Raw genomic sequence first — 21,885 nt, 5'->3', positions numbered from 1 at the left:
TCGCGTACAGCACCCCCAGCATCTGGTCGATCTGCTGGGACAGACTGTTCTTGAACTGTCCGCGATCCTGCACCTGCACGGTGAGGAAGGAGTTCGTGGCGTTCTCCAGATCGGTGCGCAGCGCCGACAGGTCGGTTCCCGGCTTCGCTTTCACGAAGACCCCGACGCTCATGCGTGCCGGTTCCGGCATCAACGTCTCGTAGACCTTGCTGCCCACCAACCACGGCTGCAACGACTCGTTGTCGGCGTAGACCCCGTCGACCCGTGTCGCGACCTGCTGGCCGAGTGATGAGGTGAAAGTGACTGTGTCGCCACGCTTCCAGCCCTTGTCGTTACTCGTGCGCTGGCTGACGAACATCCCGTCGTCCGGCAGTCTGTCCGACGCGCCGTCGAGCATGTCGATGTTGGCGACCGTTCCGATCTGCCCGCCGAGCGGCGCGTAGCCGCTGACTTTGGCGCCGTCGGCGCGCGCCTGCGCCAGGCCGAGGCTGACGGAGTCGGCGACACCGGGCACACCCTTCACGGCATCGGCGACAGCGGGTGAGATCGGTAGATTGTTGGTGCCGGTCACGATGTAGTCGGCGGTGATGCCGGTGTCGACGGCCGTGTCGACCGTGCCCTTGAACGATGTTCCGAGAGTGCCGATCACGGCCACGAGTAGCAGACCGAGAGTCAGCGCGAAGGCGGTGGCCGAACTGCGTCGCGGATTGCGCATCGCGTTGGTGCGGGCGAGGTATCCGATCGAGCCGAACGGCGCGCCGATGACACGTCCCAACACGCCGACCACGGGCCGCAACAATGCGGGACCGGCGAGCACCGCCGCGATGATCGCCGCGCCGGCGCCGACCCCCACGATCACCGCCCGCAACAGGCCCTCACCCATCGCGCCCCAGGCGATCGCGACGACGGCGATCACACCGAACACCGCGCCCGTGATGGTGCGGGTCCGCAACGACGACGCCCGCTCGGCATCGCTGGCACGCATCGCCTCGACAGGCGGTACCCGCGCTGCGCGGACCGCGGGGACCCACGCACTGACCATGGTCACCACCACGCCGACGAACAGCGCAGCGAGCACAGCCCAGACACTGACGTCGAGCGAGGCCTCCGGGAGCCCCGACGTCGCCGACGTGATCGCCTTGAGGGCAGCGGCGAGCCCGATACCGACGCCGAGGCCGACGAGACCGCCGATCACGCCGACGACGAACGCCTCGAACAGCACCGAGCGCGACACCTGGCGCTCGGTAGCGCCCACGGCCCGCAGCAGTGCCAGCTCGCGATTACGTTGCGCCACAATCATCGAGAACGTGTTGTAGATGATGAACGTGCCGACGACCAGGCCGATGGCAGCGAAAGCCAGCAGGATGCCGGTGAAGATCGTCAGGAACTGGTTGACACGGTCCTTCTCGTCCTGCCGCACCTGATCGCCCGTGCGGATCTTCAACGCGTCCGAACCGACGAGCTTCTGCACCCGATCACGCAGTTCGGTGTCGCTGACACCGTCGACCGCCGACATGTCGATCGTCGCGACGTGCTCGCCGTCGGAGAGCAGGTTGCTCGCCGCCTCGCGCTCGAACTGGACGTTCACGTAGCCGCCGGTGTCGCCCGTGAGCTGGCTGATGCCGACGACGGTGACGTCCATCGGTTGGCTCGATCCCTGCCCGACGACCACCTTGGTCGACGATCCGACCTTCAGGTCCGCCTTCTCCGCGGCCGATTCGTTGAGCACCACTTCCTGGTAGCCGACAGGTGCACGCCCACCCGGCAGGAGCTTTCCGTCGTCGGGGGACAGCGACTCGGCCGGCGGGACGTACGCGGAACCGAGGCTCGGTGCCCCGCCGGTCTGCAGCGCCTTGCCGCGCGAGTCGGCGATGGTCACCAGTCCCGTGTAGTTGGTCGAGATCTTGTCGACGCCGAGTTCTTGTTTGTGCGACTTCAGTTCGTCGACAATCGAATTCGGGACGCCTGCGGAGTTGGAACCCTCCGGCGTCACCTCGACGGACACTCCTGGTGCGGCGTTGTCGAAGATCGAATTGAACGCCTGCGAGATGGTCGACGTGAACACGATCGACCCTGCGACGAATGCGGTGCCCAGCACGATCGAGAAGACGGTCAACGCCAGTCGCACCTTGTGCGCACTCAGATTACGCAGCGACACCTTCCGCATCACCGAGGCCATGGTTCAGCCCGCCTGCGACGGTTCGGCACCCGGATCGGTCTGCAGCGCGTGCCTACCGATTCCGGATTCTGCTGCCACAGAACCTGATTCATGCTTGTGGCCTGATATGGGCGTGGCATCGCCCGTCTCGGCCTCCGCGGACTTCTCGGCAGGCACGGTGTCGAGGTTCTTCATCACCTCGAAGACGTCGTCGGCCGAGGGTCGCGGAAGTTCGCGGACGATCTTGCCGTCGGCGAGGAAGACGACACGGTCGGCATACGACGCCGCGCGCGGGTCGTGCGTCACGATCACGACGGTCTGACCGAACTCGTCGGTCGCCGCACGCAGAATGGAGAGCACCTCACCCGACGATCGGGAATCGAGGTTGCCGGTCGGTTCGTCACCGAAGATGATGGCAGGCCTTCCCACCAGCGCACGCGCACATGCGACACGCTGCTGCTGTCCACCGGACAGCTCACTGGGAAGGTGATCGAGCCGGTCGGCGATACCGAGCCGATCGATCACGGTGTCGTACCACTCCTGATCGACCTTCCGGCCGGCGATGTCGGAGGGCAGCGTGATGTTCTCGGCCGCTGTCAGGGTCGGCACCAGGTTGAACGACTGGAACACGAAACCGATGCGGTCACGCCGCAGCAGGGTCATCTTCTTGTCGGAGAGGCCGGTCAGTTCCGTGTCGCCGATGTAGACCCGGCCGCTCGTTGCGACGTCGAGACCTGCGAGGCAGTGCATCAGCGTCGACTTGCCCGATCCCGAGGGCCCCATGATCGCGGTGAACTCACCCGATCGGAACGACAGCGAGACGCCGCGCAATGCGTGGACTTCCGTGTCACCGGATCCGTAGGTTTTGATGAGATCCTCGGCGCCCGCGCTCGCGCCCTGCTCTGATGTCATGGCTCAACCGTGCCAAAAACTGCAGCGCATTGCCATCGGATGATCCACCCAGAACCCCCTGAGATCCGTTGATCAGCGCGGGAGTTGGACCTCGAACGAGTGCACCTTGGTCGCGCCCGCGAAGGCGTTGTTCGTCACGACGAACAGGGTGCGCGTCCGGAAGTTCTGCCACGGCAGGTCAGGTTGCCAGTTGCCCCATGCCATCGCTGCCATGTTGCCGGTCGAGAGTCGGGGCGTGCCGTCGGTGTTGAAGATCGACTGCTTGGGCATCGCTTTCTCCGCCCCCGACAGGGATGCGCGGCCTCCCACCTGGTCGGCGCCGCGGGTGGTCGCCCAGTAGATCGCCGTGTTGCGTCCGGCACCGCGCTCGAGCACGAGGTAGTCGGTGTTGTTGATCGCGAGGACGTCGGCGGCGCTCTTACCCGGATCGGTGCGGTACACGAATTCGGAGTTGGTCTTGCCGAACGTCAGCAGCCGCGCCGAGGTGGCGGGGTCCTGCCGCAGACCGCCGGCCGTGATCACGCTGATCTGTCCGCGCGGCCCGACCGCGACACCGGTGAGGCCCCGCTGCCCGGCAAGGCCCGACTTCTTCGACGGCCGCCACGCCGACGGAAGCCCGAGGTCGCGGATGTAGGTGCCAACCGGCCCCGCGCTCTGCAGACGCACGAACTGGTGGTCACCGCCGCTGACGACGACATAGCCGCCACTGGTCGCGCGGATGCCCTCGTACTGCGCTGCTCCCGGAAGCGGCGGGATATTGCCCGGTCCGAGCAGCACTCCGCCGCCGTCGATTCCCGGGTTCGACGTGAATCCGGCGACGCCGGACGTGTAGTTGAACTGGCTCGTGTAGAAACGCGCGGGCCCGGCGCGGCCCACGTCGGTCGAGATCATCGCGAAGCGATTGGCGCCGATCCGGTCGATCCCGGAGATCGCCCCGAAGGTGGGCACCCCGTTGATGAAGGCGGTGTCGGTGTAGCGCGCGATGATCGGCGTCGCCGACCTCGCGACACCGGCGGTCACCCCGGAATAGACGGATGCGCCGAGGAACGCCGAAACACCTAGGAGCACAGAGACGATCGTTGCCCCCCACGAGCGGATACTCATAGGGGGCAACGATACCTCAGTTACAGGAGTGACAGAAGGTGAAGTCAGCCCAACCGCTGCTTGAGGGCGTCGAGCTCGTCCTGCAGGCTGGTCGGGAGCTTCTCGCCGACGAACTCGAACAGCTCCTCGATCAGCGGCAGCTCGCGACGCCACTCCTCCGGATCGACGGCGAGCGCAGCCTCGAGATCCTCGGTGGGCACGTCGAGTCCGGTGACGTCGATCTCCTCGGGCTTCGCGACGATGCCGACGGGTGTCTGCACACCCTCGTTCTCGCCCTCGATACGGCCGATGATCCACTTCAGGACGCGACTGTTCTCGCCGAAGCCCGGCCACAGGAAGCGGCCGTCGTCGCCACGACGGAACCAGTTCACGTAGAACACCTTGGGCAGCTTCGACGCGTCGGCGTTCTTGCCCAGGTTGATCCAGTGCTGGAAGTAGTCGCCGACGTGGTAACCCATGAACGGGAGCATGGCCATCGGGTCGCGGCGCACCGTGCCGACCTTGCCCTCTGCTGCCGCGGTCTGCTCCGAGCCGACCGTCGCGCCCATGAAGACGCCGTTCTGCCAGTCACGGGCCTCGGTCACCAGCGGGACAGTCGTCTTGCGGCGTCCGCCGAACAGGATCGCCGAGATCGGCACACCCTGCGGGTCGTCCCACTCGGAAGCCAGCGACGGGCACTGTGAGATCGGGGTGCAGTAGCGCGAATTCGGATGGGCTGCAGGCTGATCGGAGTCGGGCGTCCAGTCGTTGCCGAGCCAGTCGGTCAGGTGCGCGGGCTTCTCGCCGCCGATACCCTCCCACCAGATGTCACCGTCGTCGGTCTCTGCGACGTTGGTGTAGAGCGTGTTGCCCGCGTCGATGGTCTTCATCGCATTCGGGTTGGAGTCCATGCTGGTGCCCGGTGCCACGCCGAAGAAGCCGAACTCCGGGTTGATGGCGTAAAGGCGGCCGTCCTCGCCGAACCGCATCCAGGCGATGTCGTCGCCGACGGTCTCGGCCTTCCAGCCGGGAATGGTCGGCTGGATCATCGCGAGGTTGGTCTTGCCGCAAGCGCTCGGGAACGCCGCGGCCACGAAGTAGACCTTGTTCTCCGGGCTGGTCAGCTTGAGGATGAGCATGTGCTCGGCCATCCAGCCCTCGTCACGGGCGATGACCGACGCGATACGCAGCGCGTAGCACTTCTTGCCGAGCAGCGCATTGCCGCCGTAGCCCGACCCGTAGGACCAGATCTCGCGGGTCTCGGGGAAGTGGGTGATGTACTTGTCGGGACTGCAGGGCCACGGCACGTCTGCCTGGCCCGGCTCGAGCGGTGCACCGACCGAGTGCAGCCCCTTGACGAAGAAGCCGTCGTCGCCGAGCAGTCGAAGCACCTCGGGACCGACGCGCGTCATGATCTTCATCGACAGGACGACGTAGGCGGAGTCGGTGATCTCGACGCCGAGCTTGGGATCGTCCGAGCCGAGCGGGCCCATACAGAACGGGATCACGTACATGGTGCGACCGCGCATGCTGCCGCGGAAGAGCGGGGTCAGGGTCGCACGCATCTCGTCGGGAGCAACCCAGTTGTTCGTCGGACCCGCGTCCTCTTCCTTCTCGGAGCAGATGAAGGTGCGCGACTCGACACGGGCGACGTCGGCGGGGTCGGACTTGGCGAGGTAGGAATTGGGCTTGCGGTCCTCGTTCAGTTTGACGAGGGTTCCGGACTCGACGAGTTCGGCGGTGAGGCGATCCCATTCCTCGTCACTGCCGTCGGACCAGACGACACGGTCGGGCTGGGTGAGTTCGGCGACCTCGGCCACCCATGCCAACAGCGCTTCGTGTGTGGTCGGAGCGGTGCCGGGTTCCAGGCCCGGAATCGTGGCGGCGGTCATGATTTCCTCCTCCGAGGTGGCGACCCGCATTGGCCGCCCTGTGTGGGTTGCTTCTCCCCAGGATACTGGGACCGAGCGTGCGCTAGGGCCTGGGGTTACGAGATGCGGTATAGGCCACATTCGCACACGTCAGGAGGGGCTGCAAGGTGGGCCCTGTCGGTTTTCCGATGACATGCAACCCACCGTCACCAGGACTTTCTCCCCTTGCCGGTGCGACTCAGTCCAGTCGGCCGGAGTCGGTGGCCACCCAGGTGCCGCTCTCGTGATCGAGTGATCGCGACGCGAACGAGCCGTCGGAACCCACCTGTGTGATCCGGTCGATCTGCCCATCCCGATCGCTGTCGGTGTAGACCGTCAGCCCTTCCGGGCCGCTGCGGGTGAGCGAGTCGGCGACGCCGTCCGCGTCGGTGTCGATGTCGGCGGGCCCGAGATCCCAGATCCGACCGTCGTCGTGCATCAGCAGGTTGTCGGCCGGAGAGTCGACGTCGGCACCCACCTCGTGTCCGTCGGTCCAGTCGTCGTGGCCGTCACCGAGGCCGAACGAGTCGATGTTCACTGTCCACTCACTTCCCTACCCGCTCGGTACAGGTCCCTACGCCGTTGATCGATGTCGGCGACCTCGTATGCGATTCGACGAGTCTGCCGGTCGTAGGCACGCATCACCTGGCCGCCGATCCGTGATTCGGCCTCGGTGAGCTGCATCGCCACGCGCCGTTCGGTGCGGGCACGGACGTCGGCGAGTACGTCGTTCACCCACGTTCGCAGTTGTGTGCGGAGGGTGGCCCCGCGCCGCATCCGGATCACCCAGATCGCCACCGCGACTCCGATCAGCAATGCCGCCGGCATGGCGATCCACTGCAACGTCTGCATCGACGACAGGGGTGCCACGAGGAGACGCCCGATGCCGATGCCCGTCGACGCCCCGAGCAACAGGACCATCGCGTCCTCGCCGGCGCGTCTGCCCGAGGGCAGCTCACGGCGCGCGAGAATCGGCTCGTCGTCGCGGTGTGCCGGCGGATCGTCGGCGTCGAGTCCGACGAGCGTCGAGGAGGCCACGGCGTCGAGTCGTTCCCGGGTCACGGCGTCGAGGTCGGCGACGAGTCCGCCGATCTCGCGGTCGAGCCAGGCGGCGTGTGCCTCGACGTCGGTGCGTGTCATCGCGGTACCGCGCTGGTCGGAGAGCGTGGCGAGCACCCGTACCCGAGTCGCGATGTCGGCGCTGCTCTGGGCGCGGACGTGTGCGATTCCCGCGCGGAGGGACGCGAGCCGGTCGGATCGTCCCCTGTCCCGGACCGCCAGCAGCCGTGTGCGACGGGACACCAGCGCGTCGGCCTGCGCATCCGTCGATGCGCCTGTGCCCTGGATCGTGGTCCGGCCGACCTCCGCGCACGCCTGCCGTCGGCCCTCGTGGGGCCCGGACAGTTCGGAGGGCTCGGAGGAAGATGCGCACCAGTCGAGCAGGTCGACGACGCCCGAATCGTCGACCGCGCCCGCCAGCGCGGCCGCGGCAGACACCGCGAACACCGGCAACCGCTCACCGGGATCGAGCTCACTGCGGTAACCACGCACGATGCGTGGCCAGTCCCAGAACGACTCGATACGTCCACAGACGATTCCGACGTGATCGACCGCGCCGGTCAGCTCGCGCAGCGCGGTGAGCTCGTCGTCGTCGACGACCGCGCACGCCGGATCGACGACCAGAACCGCGGCATGTGCGCCGACGAGAACACGACCCGGCTCGAATGCCACGAACTCGAGTGCACGACCCCCGTGCGACGAGGCGATCACCCGGCACGCCTCGAGCAGTTCATCGATGTCGACGCCCTGCGCCGCCGCCACGACAACGCGGGCGGGCGTCGCGGCCCGACGTTGCGCCTGCGTGCCGGTGACGTCGGCCCCCGAAGACCCTGGGCATACCGAAGATACCGGGGACACCGAAGACCCTGACCGCACGTCACACCCCTGCCGTACGCAGGAGCATCTCGACGACGTCGCGGGCGTCACCTGCCGCCGCGGTCACCTCCATGACCGCGCGCACCTGAGCGTCCCGGAACGCTGTGATCGCAGCGCTGCACGAGCGCAGCGCGTCGCCGAGAACGTCGAATCCGCTGGCTGCGTGGAGGCGATCGGTGAGTGTCGTCGCGTCGGCTGCGCCGGGATCGGCGGTCCGCAGCAGCCCCATCGCGATGTCGATACCGGTGGCGTCGAGCCGCTTGAGCAGCTCGGTCCGCATCTGCCACGCCAGCGACTGCGGCGCCGCGCCTGCGAGGAAGTGACCCGACATCGACGGCATCGCCTCGCCGTCGGCGACGAGCCTGCGCAGGAAGCCGAGCTCGGCGTCGGACATGTCGGCGCACGCCAGCAGCTGCGAGACCGCGACGACGGGCTGCCCGAGCGACTCAGCCGCCGCGCGTGCGCGTTCGACGGCGGCCGGTGCGAGGGTGTCGACCTTCCCGATGACGACGACGGTCCGGCCGGGCGGCGCGGCGTCGAGGATCCGTCGGTCGGCGAGCCTCGGGGCCCCGGCGAGCAGATGCAGGTGAAGGTCGACCCCGGCAGCCGTGTCCGGTTCGTCAGCGACGACCGCCGCGAGGCCCCAGCGTTCGTGCAGCGCCCGGGCCATGGTGTCGCGGCCGACGCCCCGTCGACCGACCACCGCGACCGACCAGGGCCGCACGTAGCGTCGGGCCGCGGAATCGAGCGCGGTGAAAGCGGGCGAATCAGGCGCGATGAGGTCTCCGATCGACCCGGACGCCAGTGTGTGTGCGAGCGGACCCGACGGATCGATCACACCTCTCACCCCCGCTCCTGACCGGTCGATCTTCCCTGGTGGAAGGGTAGTCGCAGATGGGCGAGGCGGCGCAGCAGATTCCACAAGCGGGTGTCGGAGTATGCGCACCAGACCAGATGGGCCACCATGGACCGGTGAACACCTCCCCCGGATCGGCGGACGCCGGAGGCGACTCGTCACGCCCGTATCCCCGCGTGACCAGCTTCCGTTTCCGCCGCGGCACGCTGACGCCAGGCCAGCAGCGCAACTGGGACACGTTGTGGCCCGTCCTCGGTCGTGACCTCGCCACCGACCCGGCACAGACACCCGAACCCCCCATCGACTTCGACGCACTGTTCGGGCGCGAGGCACCGCGCGTCCTCGAGATCGGCAGCGGAACCGGCATCTCGACCGCTGCGATGGCCGCAGACGAACCCGACGTCGACGTTGTCGCCGTCGAGGTCTACAAGCCGGGACTCGCCCAGCTCGTCGGCCTCGTCGATCGCAATGAGCTGACCAACGTCCGGATGATCCGCGGTGACGGCGTGGTGGTGTTGCGCGAGCTCATCCCGTCGGGGTCACTCACCGCGATCCGGCTGTTCTTTCCCGACCCCTGGCCGAAATCGCGGCATCACAAGCGTCGTTTCGTCCAACGGGGCACGATCGAACTCATGGCGGACCGCCTTCGACCGGGTGGTGTGCTCCACATCGCCACCGACCACCTGGGCTATGCCGAGTGGATCGCCGAGTTGTTGGCCACCCAGAACCCCGACCGGGTCCACGTCGTGCCCGCCACGTCCGCCGCCCCTGTCTCCCTCGAACGGCCCACCACCAAGTTCGAGGGCCGCGCCGAGCGCGAGGGCCGCGAGGTCAACGAGTTCGTCTACATCCGACCGGACGAGAAGGTCCGACCGCACGAGAAGTCAGACACCGCGACAGAAGGCGACCGATCATGACCGACAACGACGGCTCGGGCACGCGTTTCGCCGACACGATCTCTGGCCAGAGCGGAGCGCAACGCGTGCTGCTGGTCTGGGACGCACCCAACATGGACATGGGGCTCGGGGCCATCCTCGGCGGCCGGCCCACCGCCGCGCATCGACCGCGGTTCGACGCCCTCGGCCGATGGCTGCTCCAGCGGACCGCCGACATCTCTGCACAGGCAACGGTCGCGGCCTACGATCGGTCGGTCGGGGCAGATGACGGGGACGACGGCGACGGTGATGTCGGCGACACTCCCCGGGATTCGGACACCGCCGTCCAGGTCGAGCCGGAGGCGACGGTCTTCACCAACATCGTCCCTGGTAGTGCCGATGTCGTACGGCCATGGGTCGACGCACTGCGCAACGTCGGATACGCGGTGTTCGCCAAGCCCAAACTGTCCGAGGACAGCGATGTGGACTCCGACATGCTCGACCACATCGAGCTTCGCAGGCACACTGTTGGGTTAGCCGGGCTGATCGTCGCGTCCGCGGATGGTCAGGCGTTCCGGGATCCGCTGGTCGAGATCGCAGGCGAAGGCGTGCCGGTCACGGTCATCGGGTTCCGCGAGCACGTGAACTGGGCGTTGTCGACCGACGGGCTCGAGTTCGTCGACCTCGAGGAGATCCCCGGGGTCTTCCGGGAGCCGTTGCCGCGAATCGGACTCGATTCACTGCCCGACGACGGCGCGTGGCTCACCCCGTTCCGGCCGCTGCGCGCGCTGCTGCGCTGACAGGACGCGGCCGGTACGGCTCGGGATGATTCAGCCGGCACGGCCCGGGATGATCCAGCCGGCACGGCCCGGGATGATCCGAGCTGCACCGCTCGGCAATCACCCGAACCCCTGTCAGTCCAAACCTCAGCAAGCACTCAGGCACCACTGAAACAATCTCGGCGAGACTTTTCCGAAAGGAGTCGGCGTGTTCGGAGCCATCGGCACATTCGTCTACCGGATGCGCTTTGCCGTCATCGGGGTGTTGGTCGTCATCATGGGCGGCCTCGGACTCTACGGACTCGGTCTCGGCAACCACCTGAGCCAGAGCGGTTGGTTCGACCCGACCGCCGAGTCGTCGAAGGGCTCGGTCGTCGCCGACACCGCTTTCGGACGCGACCACCGCTCCGATGTCATCCTCCTCATCACCCCGCCCGCGGGCACCACGGTCGACGACAAGCAGTTCGGCGCGAAGGTGGAGAACATCGTCGACGAGTTGCTGCAGAAGTATCCGTCCGTGGTGCAGCGATCGGCGCAGGCTCCGGATTCGACCAACCAGGAGGCCTACGAACAGGCACTACGGAACAATCAGGAGATCATCGACCCCTTCTATCTGAAGGACAACACGGTCGCGCAGAGGGCCGCGCAGGACACCATCCGGTCGCGAACCTTCACCGCCGACAAGAAACAGGCTTTCATCAGCATCGGCGTCGCGGGTAACGACGACACCGCGGTGCTCGCGAACTATCAGAAAATCGAGCCGTTCCTGACGGGCGTCGTCGACGACCCGGGTAAATACGGGCTCGAGGGGACGAGGTTCCAGCTCGCCGGGCTCCAACCGGTCGCCGGTGCCATGGCCAGCGGCATGGACGAGGACATCCGTCGGGCCGAGGTGATCGCACTACCGCTCGTGGCGGTCATGCTGTTCTTCATCTTCGGCGGCGTGATCGCCGCCTGTCTCCCGGTGTTCATCGGGGGTCTGACGATCGCGGGCTCGCTGGGCATCATGACGATCATCGCCCAGCTGACCGAACTGAACATCTTCGCGCAGTCGGTGGTCACACTGATCGGCCTCGGCATCGCGATCGACTACGGCCTGTTCATCGTCAGCAGATTCAGAGAAGAGCTCGCCGAGGGGTACACCACCAAGGCCGCGGTCCGAAGAACCGTGATGACCGCGGGCCAGACCGTCGTCTTTTCGGCGACGATCATCGTCGCGGCCATCGCGTGTCTGCTGATGATGCCCCAGGGCTTCTTGAAGTCCGTCGCCTACGGCGCCATCTTCTCGGTGTCGCTGGCGGCGATCCTCTCGATCACCGTGCTACCCGCCATCCTGGCCATCCTCGGCCCGAAGATCGACGCCTTCGGCCTGCCCTTCCTGCGACGCACCAAAACCAAGGCCGAGATCGAGAACGGGTTCTGGGGCCGCCTGTCCGGCTGGGTCATGCGGCACCCCGTGGCCACCGCTGTGCCAACGGTCCTGATCCTGCTGGTGCTGACCATCCCCATCGGCGGCATCAAGTTCGGCGGCATCAGCGAGGCCTATCTGCCGCCGGACAATCCGAGCCGCGTCGCTCAGGAGGACTTCGACAAGGCGTTTCCCAAGGAGCGCACCGAAGAGGTCAAGCTCGTCATCTCCTACGACGTCAACGATCCCGACAGCGGCGCCAAGATCCAGCAGATCGCCGACGAAGCCAACAAGATCCCCGGGTTCACCAAACAATTCAGCCCGTCGGCCGACAACGGCGCACTGACCGGCACCTACGGTTTCAACGGTCCACAGGTCATCCAGATGTCGGCGGGCCTCGTCAACCGCGACACCGCGGGTGAGGCGGTGAAGGATCTCCGCGCGATGCAGAAGCCCGCAGGCATCCAGATGTGGGTGGCGGGCACCCCGGCGCTGGTTCAGGACTCGATCGACGCACTCCTGACCCGACTGCCGCTCATGGCGATCCTGTTGGTGCTCGTGACCGGGCTCCTGATGTTCCTCGCGTTCGGGTCGCTGGTGCTGCCCATCAAGGCGGCGTTGATGTCGGCGCTCGGTCTCGGCGCCACGTTGGGCATCCTGACGTGGATCTTCGTCGACGGACACGGCGCATCGATCGCGAACTTCACCCCTGGGCCGTTGTTCGCGGCGGTACTGGTGCTCATCATCGCGATCGTGTTCGGTCTGTCGACGGACTACGAGATATTCCTGTTGTCCCGCATGGTCGAAGCGAGACAGAAGGGCGCGAGCACCACCGAGGCGGTGCGCGTCGGTACGGCACATACGGGACGGATCATCACGGCAGCCGCCGCGATCCTCATCGTGGTGACCGGCGCCTTCGGTTTGTCGGAGATCGTGATGATGAAGTACATCGCGTACGGCATGATCGCGGCACTCATCCTCGACGCCACGATCATCCGCATGCTGCTCGTACCGTCCACGATGAAATTGCTCGGCGATGACTGCTGGTGGGCGCCGAGGTGGATGAAGACGCTGCAGCGCAAGATCGGTCTGGGCGAGACCATTCTCGACGACGAGCCCGACGCGAAAGTCGCTGGTGTGGGCGCGGGTACACGGGGCATGCGCGCCGGCACGCTGATCTCAGAGGTGCCGACCATCGCGATGCCTGCGGCACCCCGGGCCGCGGCCACGGTCTCCGCGGGCGCGGCGACCCGTGCGATTCGCGCCGGATCAGCCCAGCGACGCACCACCGATCGCGAAGCGGCCCAACCGGATTCGCCCCGCTCATATGCGCAGGCAGCCCCGGCGTCCGGCGAAGCCGTGGCACGCAGTGGGCCGTCGCAACCACCGTCGGATCGACGGCGCGCGCTTCGCGATGACCGCCCCGGCCAGACCCTCGACGAGATCGAACCCGTACGCGAGCGACCCGCACGCACCGCTCGCCCGACGCCGCGGCGTGCCAGGTCCGATCGTCCCGACACCGGCCGCTGGGCACTCGGCGAGGGTGGTATCCGTGTCAACCGGCCCGCCCAGAAGCCGACCGCCCACAATCCCGCAGCTCAGAAGCCCGCTGCCGAGGCACCAGACGCCCCACGGCGCGCTGCTCCGCGTCCAGCGCCTTCGGGGCCGCAGACACCGCAGCGACGTCCACAACAGCAGCCGACACAACAGCGGCCGACACCGCAGCAGCAGCCCCCGGCTCAGCAGCAACCGACACCGCAGCGCGGCGTCGAAGGTCAGTCGCCGCTGGGTCGACGCCCCGATCTGGACCGGACGGGCAAGCGACCGCTCGCTGCATCGCTATCACCCGAGGGTGCGCGATCGGCGCCTCGGCAGGTGCCGGGCACCGCGTCGTCGCCGATGGACAGGGGTCTGTCACCCGACGTCGCGGCATCGCGTCGAGGCGCGCGGCCCGCACCCGGCGAGACCCACGACGAGCGGACATCTCCCCGGCGTGAGCGCTCGGACGACTCGTCGAGCCGTGCCGATCGCCATGCACGCGCCGAGGAGACGCCGGGCGAGAACCGACAGATCAGCGTGCAGGAGTTGTTGCGCCGCAGCCGTTCCGGCGAATAGGTTCAGCCGTTCCGGCGAATAGTTCAGCCGTATCGGCGAATAGGTATCAGCCGTTCCGACGCGGTGAAGACGTCAGCGGCGCACCGGCGTCACTCGTCGATACCGTGCTCGATCGCGTACCGGGCGAGTTCCACTCGGTTGCCGAGTTGGAGTTTGCGCAGCGTCGACTGCACGTGATTCTCGACGGTGCGATGGCTCAGCGTCAGTTTTCGCGCGATCTGCTTGGCGCTCATACCTTTTGCGACATACCGCAACACCTCGGTCTCGCGTTCGGTGAGCACCGGCGCTGCTGCCGGACGGTCGGGTTGCGTTGACATGCGCCGGAACTCGCCGAGGACGAGTCCGGCGAGCCCCGGTGTGAACACCGCCTGACCCTGTGCCGTCGCGCGTACCGCGTCGATCAGTTCTGCCTTCGACGCACTCTTGACGAGGTAGCCACTCGCCCCGGCCTTCACGGCGTCGAGCACGTCATCCCGCTCGTCGGATGCCGACAGCACCAAGACCCGGGTCTTCGGCGATACCTCGAGGACCGCCGCCGTGGCCTCGGCGCCGTTGCCGTCGGGTAGCTGCATGTCCATCAGCACGACGTCGGGAAGCACCGCGCCGGCGCGACGTCCCGCGGCCCCCGCGGAATCAGCGGTCGCCACGATGTCGAACCCGGCGTCGGCCAGGTCGCGTGCGACGCCGTCGCGCCACATCGGGTGATCGTCGACGACCATGACCCGCAATGCCACCTCATCTGTCTCGGTCATCTGTGCATCCTGTCATCCTTTGGCCGCGTCACCGGAACCGTCATCTCCCACTCTGTGCCGATCCCCTCGTCGGAGTCGAGTGTCGCGGTGCCACCGAGGGATTCGATTCTCCCGACGATGGACCGGGCCACGCCGATCCTGCCCTGACGACGTGCCTCCTCGAGTCTGCCCGCGGCTATTCCGACGCCGTCGTCGCGGACACTGACGACCACCGTGTCATCGAGGTCCTCGAGGAGTACGAATGCGCGGGCGCCCGGCCCGGCGTGGTGGGTGACGTTGTCGAGCGCGTTGATCACCGCAGCACTGATCTCGCGGGCCGTCGTCGCATCGATCATCACAGGATCGGCGGGCGCGCTCACCGCGACACCGTCACCCGCTGCGGCGCGGAGCAGTGCCGCGAGATCGGCAGTCCCACATTCCGATCCGGTGTCGACGTCGACGTCGGCGACGAGCCGACGCAGCGCAGTCTCCTGGGTGGCTGCGAGGTCGGCGAGCTGCGCCGTCGGACCGCCGATTTCGCGGCCGCGTTTGGAGATGAACGAGAGTACCTGCAGCACACCGTCGTGCACTTCCCGGGACAGCCGCTCACGTTCGGCTGCAACCGCAGCGGCGCGCGCCGCCGCAGCCAGCTGGGCCTGTGCGCGACGCGCGCTGACCGCGGCCAGTCCCACGGCGAGACCCGAGGCCACCATCACGATGATCGTGGCGTTGCGGCCGAAATTGAGGTCGAGCCAGCCCTTGACGAATGCGCTCGTGCCGCCGACCCCCACGCCCGCGACCACTCCGACGACGGGTCCGCCGAGGATGGCTGCCGAGATCACCGCGTTGGTCGCCCACAGGGTCGTCGGCCAGGTCTGGTTGTTCAACGCCCACGATTCGGTCGCGACGTACGACGTCGACAGCATCATGCCGCAGGCGATCACGATCTCGGCACCCACCCAGTACCAGTTGCGCCCGACACCGACGTAATAGGCGACACCGCAGGCCAGCGTCCACACCGTGAGGACGCCGAAGAGAAACCACGCGACCCCTGGATGCAGCAGGTCGTCGTCGATGGCTATCCGGAATCCCAGCGCGTAGAGGTACGACAGCAGCCGCAACACCTGAGCACCACGCCACAGCGGGGCGACCGGATCGCTGCTCATGACGACTCGTCGGCGTCCGTCCCGCCCGTGTTCTTCTCGTCTCCGGTGTGCTTCCGATCGTCCGCATCCCGCGCGGCCGAGCCCTCGTCCCCGTCGGCGTCATGCTCGGGCGCACTCCGCCGCGGTCGGCGCGCGCTTCCGTCGAGCCCGCGCTCGATGTCGGCTTCGGCGTCGGCGGGCGACACCCCGACGGCCTCCTCGACGGACAACCCGGCCGACGCCGTGGCGTCGTCGATACTCTTCGTGTCCCAGTGAGGATCGTCGGGCTGTGCGTAGTGGAAGGAGCCGTCGCCCTCGCTCACGGCGAGATCCCGATGCCCGGCCAGGTACCGGACAGCGGTATTGGCGAAGGCGATCACCGGCACCGCGAACAGTCCGCCGACGATGCCCGCGGCGACGATGCCCGCGGCGATCGCGAGGATCACCGCGACCGGATGCAGCCGGACCGACCGGCCGAGCAGGAACGGTTGCAGCACATGGCCTTCGAGTTGCATCACGCCGATGAGGATGGCGAGCACGATGACCGCGGTCAGCCACCCCTGGGTGACCAGCGCGATCACCACGGCGAGTGAGCCGCTGATCAGCGCCCCGACGATCGGGATGAAGGAGAACAGGAAGATCACCGTCGCCAACGGCAGTGCGAGAGGTACACGCAGGATGGCGAGGCCGATACCGATGCACACCGCATCGACGAGTGCGACGATGACGGTCGCCCGGACATATCCGACGAGTGTGCCGAACCCCGCCACACCCGCCGCGGCCACACGTCCGCGCGTACCACGCGGCACCAATCTGCAGCAGAACTCCCAGATCTGGCCGCCTCCATAGAGGAAGAAGATGGCCAGGAAGAGCGTCAGTAGCGCTCCCGTGACCAGTTCGGTCGCCGTTGTGGCAGTGGCGAGAGCACCACCTGCCAGTTTGGCCTGGTTGTGCTCCATCAACGAGATGATGTTCGACCCGAAGTTGCGCACCTGCGATTCGTCGACACCGAGCGGACCGTCGACGAGCCATTGTCGGGTGCGGTCGATGGTCTCGGTGATCTCGGCGGTGAGGGCGGGGAAACCGTGGACGAACGCGCGCCCGACGAACGTCAGCACGGTGGCGACCACACCGAGCGCGAGGAGAAGCATGATGACGACCGCGAGCGATCGGGGTACGCGCCGCCTGTCGAGCCAGTCGACTCCGGGGACGAGGAACGCCGACACCAGGATCGCGAGTGCGACGGGGACGAATACCTGCTCGAACTCGAGGAAGATCCTGACCAGCAGATAGCAACCGAACAGGATGAGCACGATCCGCCACGTCCACTCCGCGGTGGCACGGACGAAGGGGTGCACCTTGGACCGGTCGACCTCGGCCAACGGCCGATTCGATGCCCTCGCGCCGGCGTCTTCGGGATATCCGGCGGTCGACGAGGCAGCAGGGTCCACGGAAGTCACACTAGCGGTCGTTACGCTTGGCCGTATGACGTCGGATACACCGGCGGTCCACGGTACCGCCACGCGCTCCCGCTTCTGGTGGGTGCGGTGGCTCCTCACGGTGATCGTGGTGATCATCCTCGCGGTCGAGATCGTCCTCATCTGGCCGAAACTCGAAGAGGCCGCGCACCGCATCGGCGACCTCGACTGGGTGTGGCTTTCCGCCTGTGTCGTCGCGGCACTGCTGTCGATGGACAGTTTCGCGCAGGTACAGCGGGCGCTGCTGCGCTCGGCCGGAGTCCGGGTCGCAGAGTGGAAGTCGTTGTCGGTGGTCCTCGCCGCGAATTCGGTGAGCCAGACGCTGCCGGGTGGTCAGGTTCTCGCGCCCGCCTTCACCTACCGGGAGACGCGAAAGTGGGGCGCATCCCCTGTCGTCGCCTCGTGGCAGGTGGTCATGTCGGGGCTGCTCGCGGGCGTCGGGCTCGCCGTCCTGGGATTCGGCGGCGCACTGCTCGCGGGTGCGAAGACCAGTCCGTTCTCGGTGTTCTTCTCAGCGGTCGGGTTCGTCGCGGTCGCGGTGGTGCTGCAATACCTGGCCAGCCACCCGGAGTCGTTGCAGTCCACCGGCGAGCGGGTGCTCGGCTGGATCAACCAGATCCGTGGCAAACCGTCGGATCACGGAATTGCCCGGCTGCTCGAGACGCTCGAACAGTTGCGCGCGGTGCAACTCACCCGCCGCGACACGTCGGTGGCGTTCACGTGGAGTCTTTTCAACTGGATCGCCGACGTCGCCTGCCTGATGTTCGCGTGCTGGGCCGTGGGGGCACACCCGAGCATCGCGGGCCTCATGGTCGCCTACGCCGCGGGCAAGGCGGTCGGCACCGCCATCCCGCTGCTCCCCGGTGGCATCGGAGTGGTCGACGCAGTGCTCGTCCCAGCGCTGACCAGCGCGGGAATGCCCGCCGCCGACGCGCTCACCGCTGTGCTCGTCTACCGCATCATCAGCTATGTCCTGATCGCCGCGATCGGCTGGGTCGTCGTCTTCTTCCTGTTCCGATCGCGGATTCGTCCCGACGATTCGATCGGCGAGGAGATCGATCGCGACATAGCGTCCGGAGATTTCAACCCTGACGCCGACCCACCCGAGACAGACGGCTCGACAGGATCACGGCCTTAACAACAGCACCCGAGCGACCACGTCGGCCGACGACCGCGCTACCGTGGATACCCATGTCGAAGTCTGACGTGACCGGTGCGACCAGCGGTCGATCCACGGCGACGTTCCCCCTCGCCGCGGCAGCGCTCTGCGACATCGTCGCAGTGGTCGTGTTCGTGCTGATTGGCCGAGCCAACCACCACGACGGCTTCGCGCTCCTCGGCGTGCTGCAGACCTTGTGGCCGTTCCTCGTCGGTGCCGCCGCGGGATGGTCGATCGCCTACGTCTACTCCCACGTCGGTTCCAGCGAGTGGTTCGGCAGCGACTTCCGACCGGCCCGCGTCGTGCCCGCCGGTCTTGTCATCTGGGTGTGCACCGTGGCGATCGGAATGGTGCTGAGGTACCTGCTCCACCAGGGTGTCGCGCTGAGCTTCATCATCGTGGCGACCATCGCGCTCGGCCTGTTCATGCTCGGCTGGCGTGCGATCGCCGGTTACGCGATGCGGAAGTACTTCTGAGCGACCTGTAGGGCGGCGGTGCCCGATTTCTCACCTTCGGTGTAGATCACGATCACCTTGCCGCCCTGAATTCCGACGAACCATCCCGGACCCTGCGGACCGTTTGTCCCGACCAGCGCTTTGAGCCCGGGTGCTTGCGTCAGATCGCTGGCGTCACCGGTCTTGGCGGTCGCCGTCATGGCCGACAGGATCGGACTGCTCACCGACTTGTCGATCGCGCCGAGTGCACCACCGTCGACCTTTGTCGCCGCGCCCTTGATGACCGTGGGCGCCACCGAACTGCCGGTACCTGCCTGCGCCCGAGCCATCGACACTCCGAGCGCGGCCATGTTCAGCATCGACGCGGTCGCCGACTGCGGCCGATAGTCGATGGTCGCCACACCCGACTGCGGCGTCGTCGGCGTGGAAGCGCCGGGGACGGTGAACCCGACCCCGAGTCCGAGCCTGTCGAGTGCGGTGTCCGACGACTGCTTGTTCGACGACTGCTTGTTCGACGACGTGCCCTTGTCGACGGCAGCGAAAACCGGATCGAGTGTCGCTCCGACCGGATACGCCTGGTCCACACTGTTCTTGCGCTCGACCGCGTAGTCGTTCTGTGCGAGGCCGAGAATCGCCCCGCTCTGTGCGTCGAGGGCCATGATGGTCGCGGGCTGGCCGACCTCGACGGCCGCGTCGCCGAGGGTCAGTTGCACCTGCTGATTGATCGACGTCGCGACGTCGGGACCAGGAGGGCCCTGCTCACCGGCGAGTTTGCGTGGCTTGAGGCCGGGGCCGACCATCTGGACCTGCCACCCGGCAGTGGCGTCGCGAATGGCCTGCCAGTAGTTGGTCAACGCAGGCTCGAGCGGCGACGAGAGTCGACGGTCCGCCATCACCAACATGTCCGTCTTGTTGATCGAGACGCCGGGAATCGCAGCGGGGCTGCTGTTCATCACACCCATGTCCGAGTCGCGCAGTGTCACCGCGACGATCGGTCTGTTCGGGGTGGCGGCGAGCTTGGCGTTGATCACCTCCGGCGTGATCAGCGGCGCGATGGGCGCGAGTGTGCGCGACAGTGCACGCACCGAACCCGTTACGTCGCGGGTCTTCGAGGGATCGAGAACGATCTCGTTGACCGGCTGGAGGATCATGAACGGTTTGCCGGACACACTGTTCACGGTCGGAGCGGGCGTCGCATCGGTGCGGATCTCGCGAAGATTGCCGCCGACCGGGAGCCCCTGGGCTATGACCGTGGGATCCCAGGTGACCTTCCACCCCGAACTCAGGTGCCGCGCGGTGCCCGACGTCGCCGACTCGTACGAACGGTCCTTGTCCCACCGCCAGGTGGTCCTGAGGTTGAACGACGCCGTGCCGTCGCTGTACTCCTCGGGCTTGTCCACGTCGACGTCTATCGAGTCCGGGTTCATCGCCGTGACGGTCTGCGTCAGAGCGTCGGCAGCCTGCCCGGGCGCGGTGGTGTACTGCGCGGCAGCCGCGGCGTCCTTCCTGCTCAACGCGCTGGCGAACTCTCTGACGGCAGCCGCCGCGCCGGTATCGGGGCCACCGGAGAGCATCCGCCAGGTCACGAATCCGCCGGCACTGGCGAGGACGACGCAGGCGACAAGAGCCACCCACCGCAAGCAATACTTCATAGTCCCATTTTTCACTCTAGTCACACGAGTTACAGGGACCGCCGGGCTGCAGTCGGAACTCGGACTCGTCACGATCTCGTCTCGGCCGTCCGTTTTCCCAGCGTCCGCGCCGCTCGACGGCTCGGCGGCCTCGCCACTCGACGAGTCTGTGCTCTTGCCTGGCGACTCTGCACTCTTACGGCCTGACGACTCGGCATCCGAAACCTTCGGCGTCGCCGGGTCGACACCTGGTGACCGCACACCGTCGGGCTTTCCGCCGTCCCGCGTGACGCCGGCGGCGCTCCCCTGCGTGGCGCGATCGGTCTGCGTCGGCATCGCACCATCGCCCGGGGAGGCGGGCTCGACACGGGGGACGCGTTCGAGAAGGAGGTCTGAACCCTCGGTCGTGTTGTCGCCGACCTCAGCGGCAGCACGATGGCGGCCTGCACTCCGTGACCTCGACGATGCCCATAATGGGTCATGGTCTTCACGGTGTTCCGGGCCGGAATCAGGGAGGTGACGTCGACCGATTGGTTGACCTCCCGTCATTCGTTCTCATTCGGCGATCATTACGATCCATCAAACACCCATCATGGACTTCTCATTGCATGCAATGAAGAAGTTTTACTGCCTGGACATGGATTCGACGCCCACCATCATTCGGATTCCGAAATCGTTACCTGGGTGATCTCCGGCACATTGGTGCACACCGATTCCGCAGGTCACGCCGGCGTCGTTTATCCCGGCCTCGCGCAACGCATGAGTGCTGGATCGGGGATCGAGCACACCGAGCGCAACGACCCGTGGCCCGACCGGGCCGATTCGGGTTCAACACCGGTGCATTACGTACAGATGTGGATCGTCCCCGACGAGTACGGCGTTACGCCGTCCTACGAACAACGGGACATCTCCGCGGCTCTCGACCGCGGCGGCCTGGTCGCAGTCGCCTCGGGAGATCCGGCCGTCGACGCCGCGATCACGATCACCAACCGCGCGGCGACACTGTTCGCGGTACGGATGGCACCGGATTCGTCGGTGTCGCTTCCCGACGCTCGATTCACGCACGTCCTCGTCGTCGACGGCACAGCCGTCCTCACGACCCGCGACGAGGACGACAGCGTCCGCGCACCCGGCATTCAACTCGCCGCGGGCGACGCCGCGCGGGGCGTCGACTCCACCGGTTCGACGCTGCATTCCCAGTCGGGCGCCGAGATCCTCGTCTGGGCCATGGACAAAGCACTCGGAGAGCCCTGAC

At 67.0% G+C, this 21,885-nt stretch carries 17 protein-coding genes; 6 read left to right on the top strand and 11 right to left on the bottom strand.

Features of this window, described 5'->3' with window-relative positions; genetic code table 11:
* The 7 genes from GOOTI_RS09840 to GOOTI_RS09810 all read right to left on the bottom strand — a co-directional run.
* Positions 1-2,167: ABC transporter permease (locus tag GOOTI_RS09840; RefSeq protein WP_373279020.1), on the bottom strand; the 2,167-nt coding region annotated here is incomplete at its 3' end.
* 15 nt (positions 2,168-2,182) lie between these two features.
* Complete coding sequence (locus tag GOOTI_RS09835) at positions 2,183-3,070, bottom strand: ABC transporter ATP-binding protein (RefSeq protein ID WP_007238436.1); 888 nt, start codon at positions 3,068-3,070, stop codon at positions 2,183-2,185.
* A 72-nt stretch (positions 3,071-3,142) separates the two neighbouring features.
* On the bottom strand, positions 3,143-4,174 hold the full coding sequence (locus GOOTI_RS09830; protein WP_039993860.1) for an esterase-like activity of phytase family protein: 1,032 nt from the start codon (positions 4,172-4,174) through the stop codon (positions 3,143-3,145).
* 44 nt (positions 4,175-4,218) lie between these two features.
* A complete protein-coding gene (locus GOOTI_RS09825) occupies positions 4,219-6,045 on the bottom strand; it encodes a phosphoenolpyruvate carboxykinase (GTP) (protein WP_007238434.1) in 1,827 nt (608 codons plus the stop codon).
* Between the two features lie 217 nt (positions 6,046-6,262).
* Positions 6,263-6,601, bottom strand: a complete 339-nt coding sequence (locus tag GOOTI_RS09820; protein WP_007238433.1) for a DUF6802 family protein — start codon at positions 6,599-6,601, stop codon at positions 6,263-6,265.
* Complete coding sequence (locus GOOTI_RS09815; protein ID WP_138985244.1) at positions 6,598-7,980, bottom strand: hypothetical protein; 1,383 nt, start codon at positions 7,978-7,980, stop codon at positions 6,598-6,600. The genes GOOTI_RS09820 and GOOTI_RS09815 overlap by 4 nt, the downstream gene beginning before the upstream one ends.
* A gap of 19 nt (positions 7,981-7,999) precedes the next feature.
* Complete coding sequence (locus GOOTI_RS09810) at positions 8,000-8,845, bottom strand: hypothetical protein (RefSeq protein WP_007238431.1); 846 nt, start codon at positions 8,843-8,845, stop codon at positions 8,000-8,002.
* Positions 8,846-8,952: 107 nt separating this feature from the next.
* On the opposite strand from GOOTI_RS09810, the gene trmB reads away from it, so the two are divergent.
* From trmB to GOOTI_RS09795, 3 genes are all read left to right on the top strand, one after another.
* Entirely contained in the window at positions 8,953-9,771 is an 819-nt protein-coding gene (gene trmB / locus GOOTI_RS09805) for a tRNA (guanosine(46)-N7)-methyltransferase TrmB (protein WP_039993867.1), read from the top strand.
* Positions 9,768-10,529: an NYN domain-containing protein gene (locus GOOTI_RS09800; protein WP_007238429.1), complete on the top strand. Its 762-nt coding sequence runs from the start codon at positions 9,768-9,770 to the stop codon at positions 10,527-10,529. Before trmB ends, GOOTI_RS09800 begins: the two co-directional genes overlap by 4 nt.
* A 187-nt stretch (positions 10,530-10,716) precedes the next feature.
* The gene (locus tag GOOTI_RS09795) at positions 10,717-14,031 is read left to right on the top strand and encodes an MMPL family transporter (RefSeq protein WP_007238428.1); all 3,315 of its coding nucleotides are present in this window, start codon (positions 10,717-10,719) and stop codon (positions 14,029-14,031) included.
* 89 nt (positions 14,032-14,120) lie between these two features.
* Here GOOTI_RS09795 and GOOTI_RS09790 read toward each other — a convergent pair whose 3' ends face one another.
* From GOOTI_RS09790 to GOOTI_RS09780, 3 genes are read right to left on the bottom strand one after another with little or no spacing between them, the layout of a single operon-like run.
* On the bottom strand, positions 14,121-14,783 hold the full coding sequence (locus tag GOOTI_RS09790) for a response regulator (protein WP_007238427.1): 663 nt from the start codon (positions 14,781-14,783) through the stop codon (positions 14,121-14,123).
* On the bottom strand, positions 14,780-15,928 hold the full coding sequence (gene macS / locus GOOTI_RS09785) for a MacS family sensor histidine kinase (protein WP_007238426.1): 1,149 nt from the start codon (positions 15,926-15,928) through the stop codon (positions 14,780-14,782). The genes GOOTI_RS09790 and macS overlap by 4 nt, the downstream gene beginning before the upstream one ends.
* The gene (locus GOOTI_RS09780; RefSeq protein WP_007238425.1) at positions 15,925-17,289 is read right to left on the bottom strand and encodes an AI-2E family transporter; all 1,365 of its coding nucleotides are present in this window, start codon (positions 17,287-17,289) and stop codon (positions 15,925-15,927) included. The genes macS and GOOTI_RS09780 overlap by 4 nt, the downstream gene beginning before the upstream one ends.
* Positions 17,290-17,392: 103 nt before the next feature.
* Between GOOTI_RS09780 and GOOTI_RS09775 the strand changes: the two genes are divergently transcribed.
* Both GOOTI_RS09775 and GOOTI_RS09770 read left to right on the top strand, forming a co-directional pair.
* On the top strand, positions 17,393-18,523 hold the full coding sequence (locus tag GOOTI_RS09775; RefSeq protein WP_007238424.1) for a lysylphosphatidylglycerol synthase transmembrane domain-containing protein: 1,131 nt from the start codon (positions 17,393-17,395) through the stop codon (positions 18,521-18,523).
* Between the two features lie 53 nt (positions 18,524-18,576).
* Entirely contained in the window at positions 18,577-19,020 is a 444-nt protein-coding gene (locus GOOTI_RS09770; RefSeq protein ID WP_007238423.1) for a DUF3054 domain-containing protein, read from the top strand.
* Here the strand turns inward: GOOTI_RS09770 and GOOTI_RS09765 are convergent.
* Positions 18,996-20,651, bottom strand: coding sequence for an NTF2-like N-terminal transpeptidase domain-containing protein (locus tag GOOTI_RS09765; protein ID WP_039993858.1), 1,656 nt, complete (start codon positions 20,649-20,651; stop codon positions 18,996-18,998). The two genes, GOOTI_RS09770 and GOOTI_RS09765, sit on opposite strands and share 25 nt — an antisense overlap.
* A gap of 459 nt (positions 20,652-21,110) precedes the next feature.
* Here GOOTI_RS09765 and GOOTI_RS09760 point away from each other — a divergent pair, with 459 nt between their 5' ends.
* The gene (locus GOOTI_RS09760) at positions 21,111-21,884 is read left to right on the top strand and encodes a pirin family protein (protein WP_007238421.1); all 774 of its coding nucleotides are present in this window, start codon (positions 21,111-21,113) and stop codon (positions 21,882-21,884) included.
* Position 21,885 lies beyond the last annotated feature (1 nt).

Origin of the sequence: Gordonia otitidis NBRC 100426, assembly GCF_000248075.1 — a bacterium.
Lineage (GTDB): Bacteria > Actinomycetota > Actinomycetes > Mycobacteriales > Mycobacteriaceae > Gordonia > Gordonia otitidis.
The sequence above is the reverse complement of the archived record's forward strand: the minus strand, read 5'-3'. Positions and strand labels throughout refer to the sequence as shown.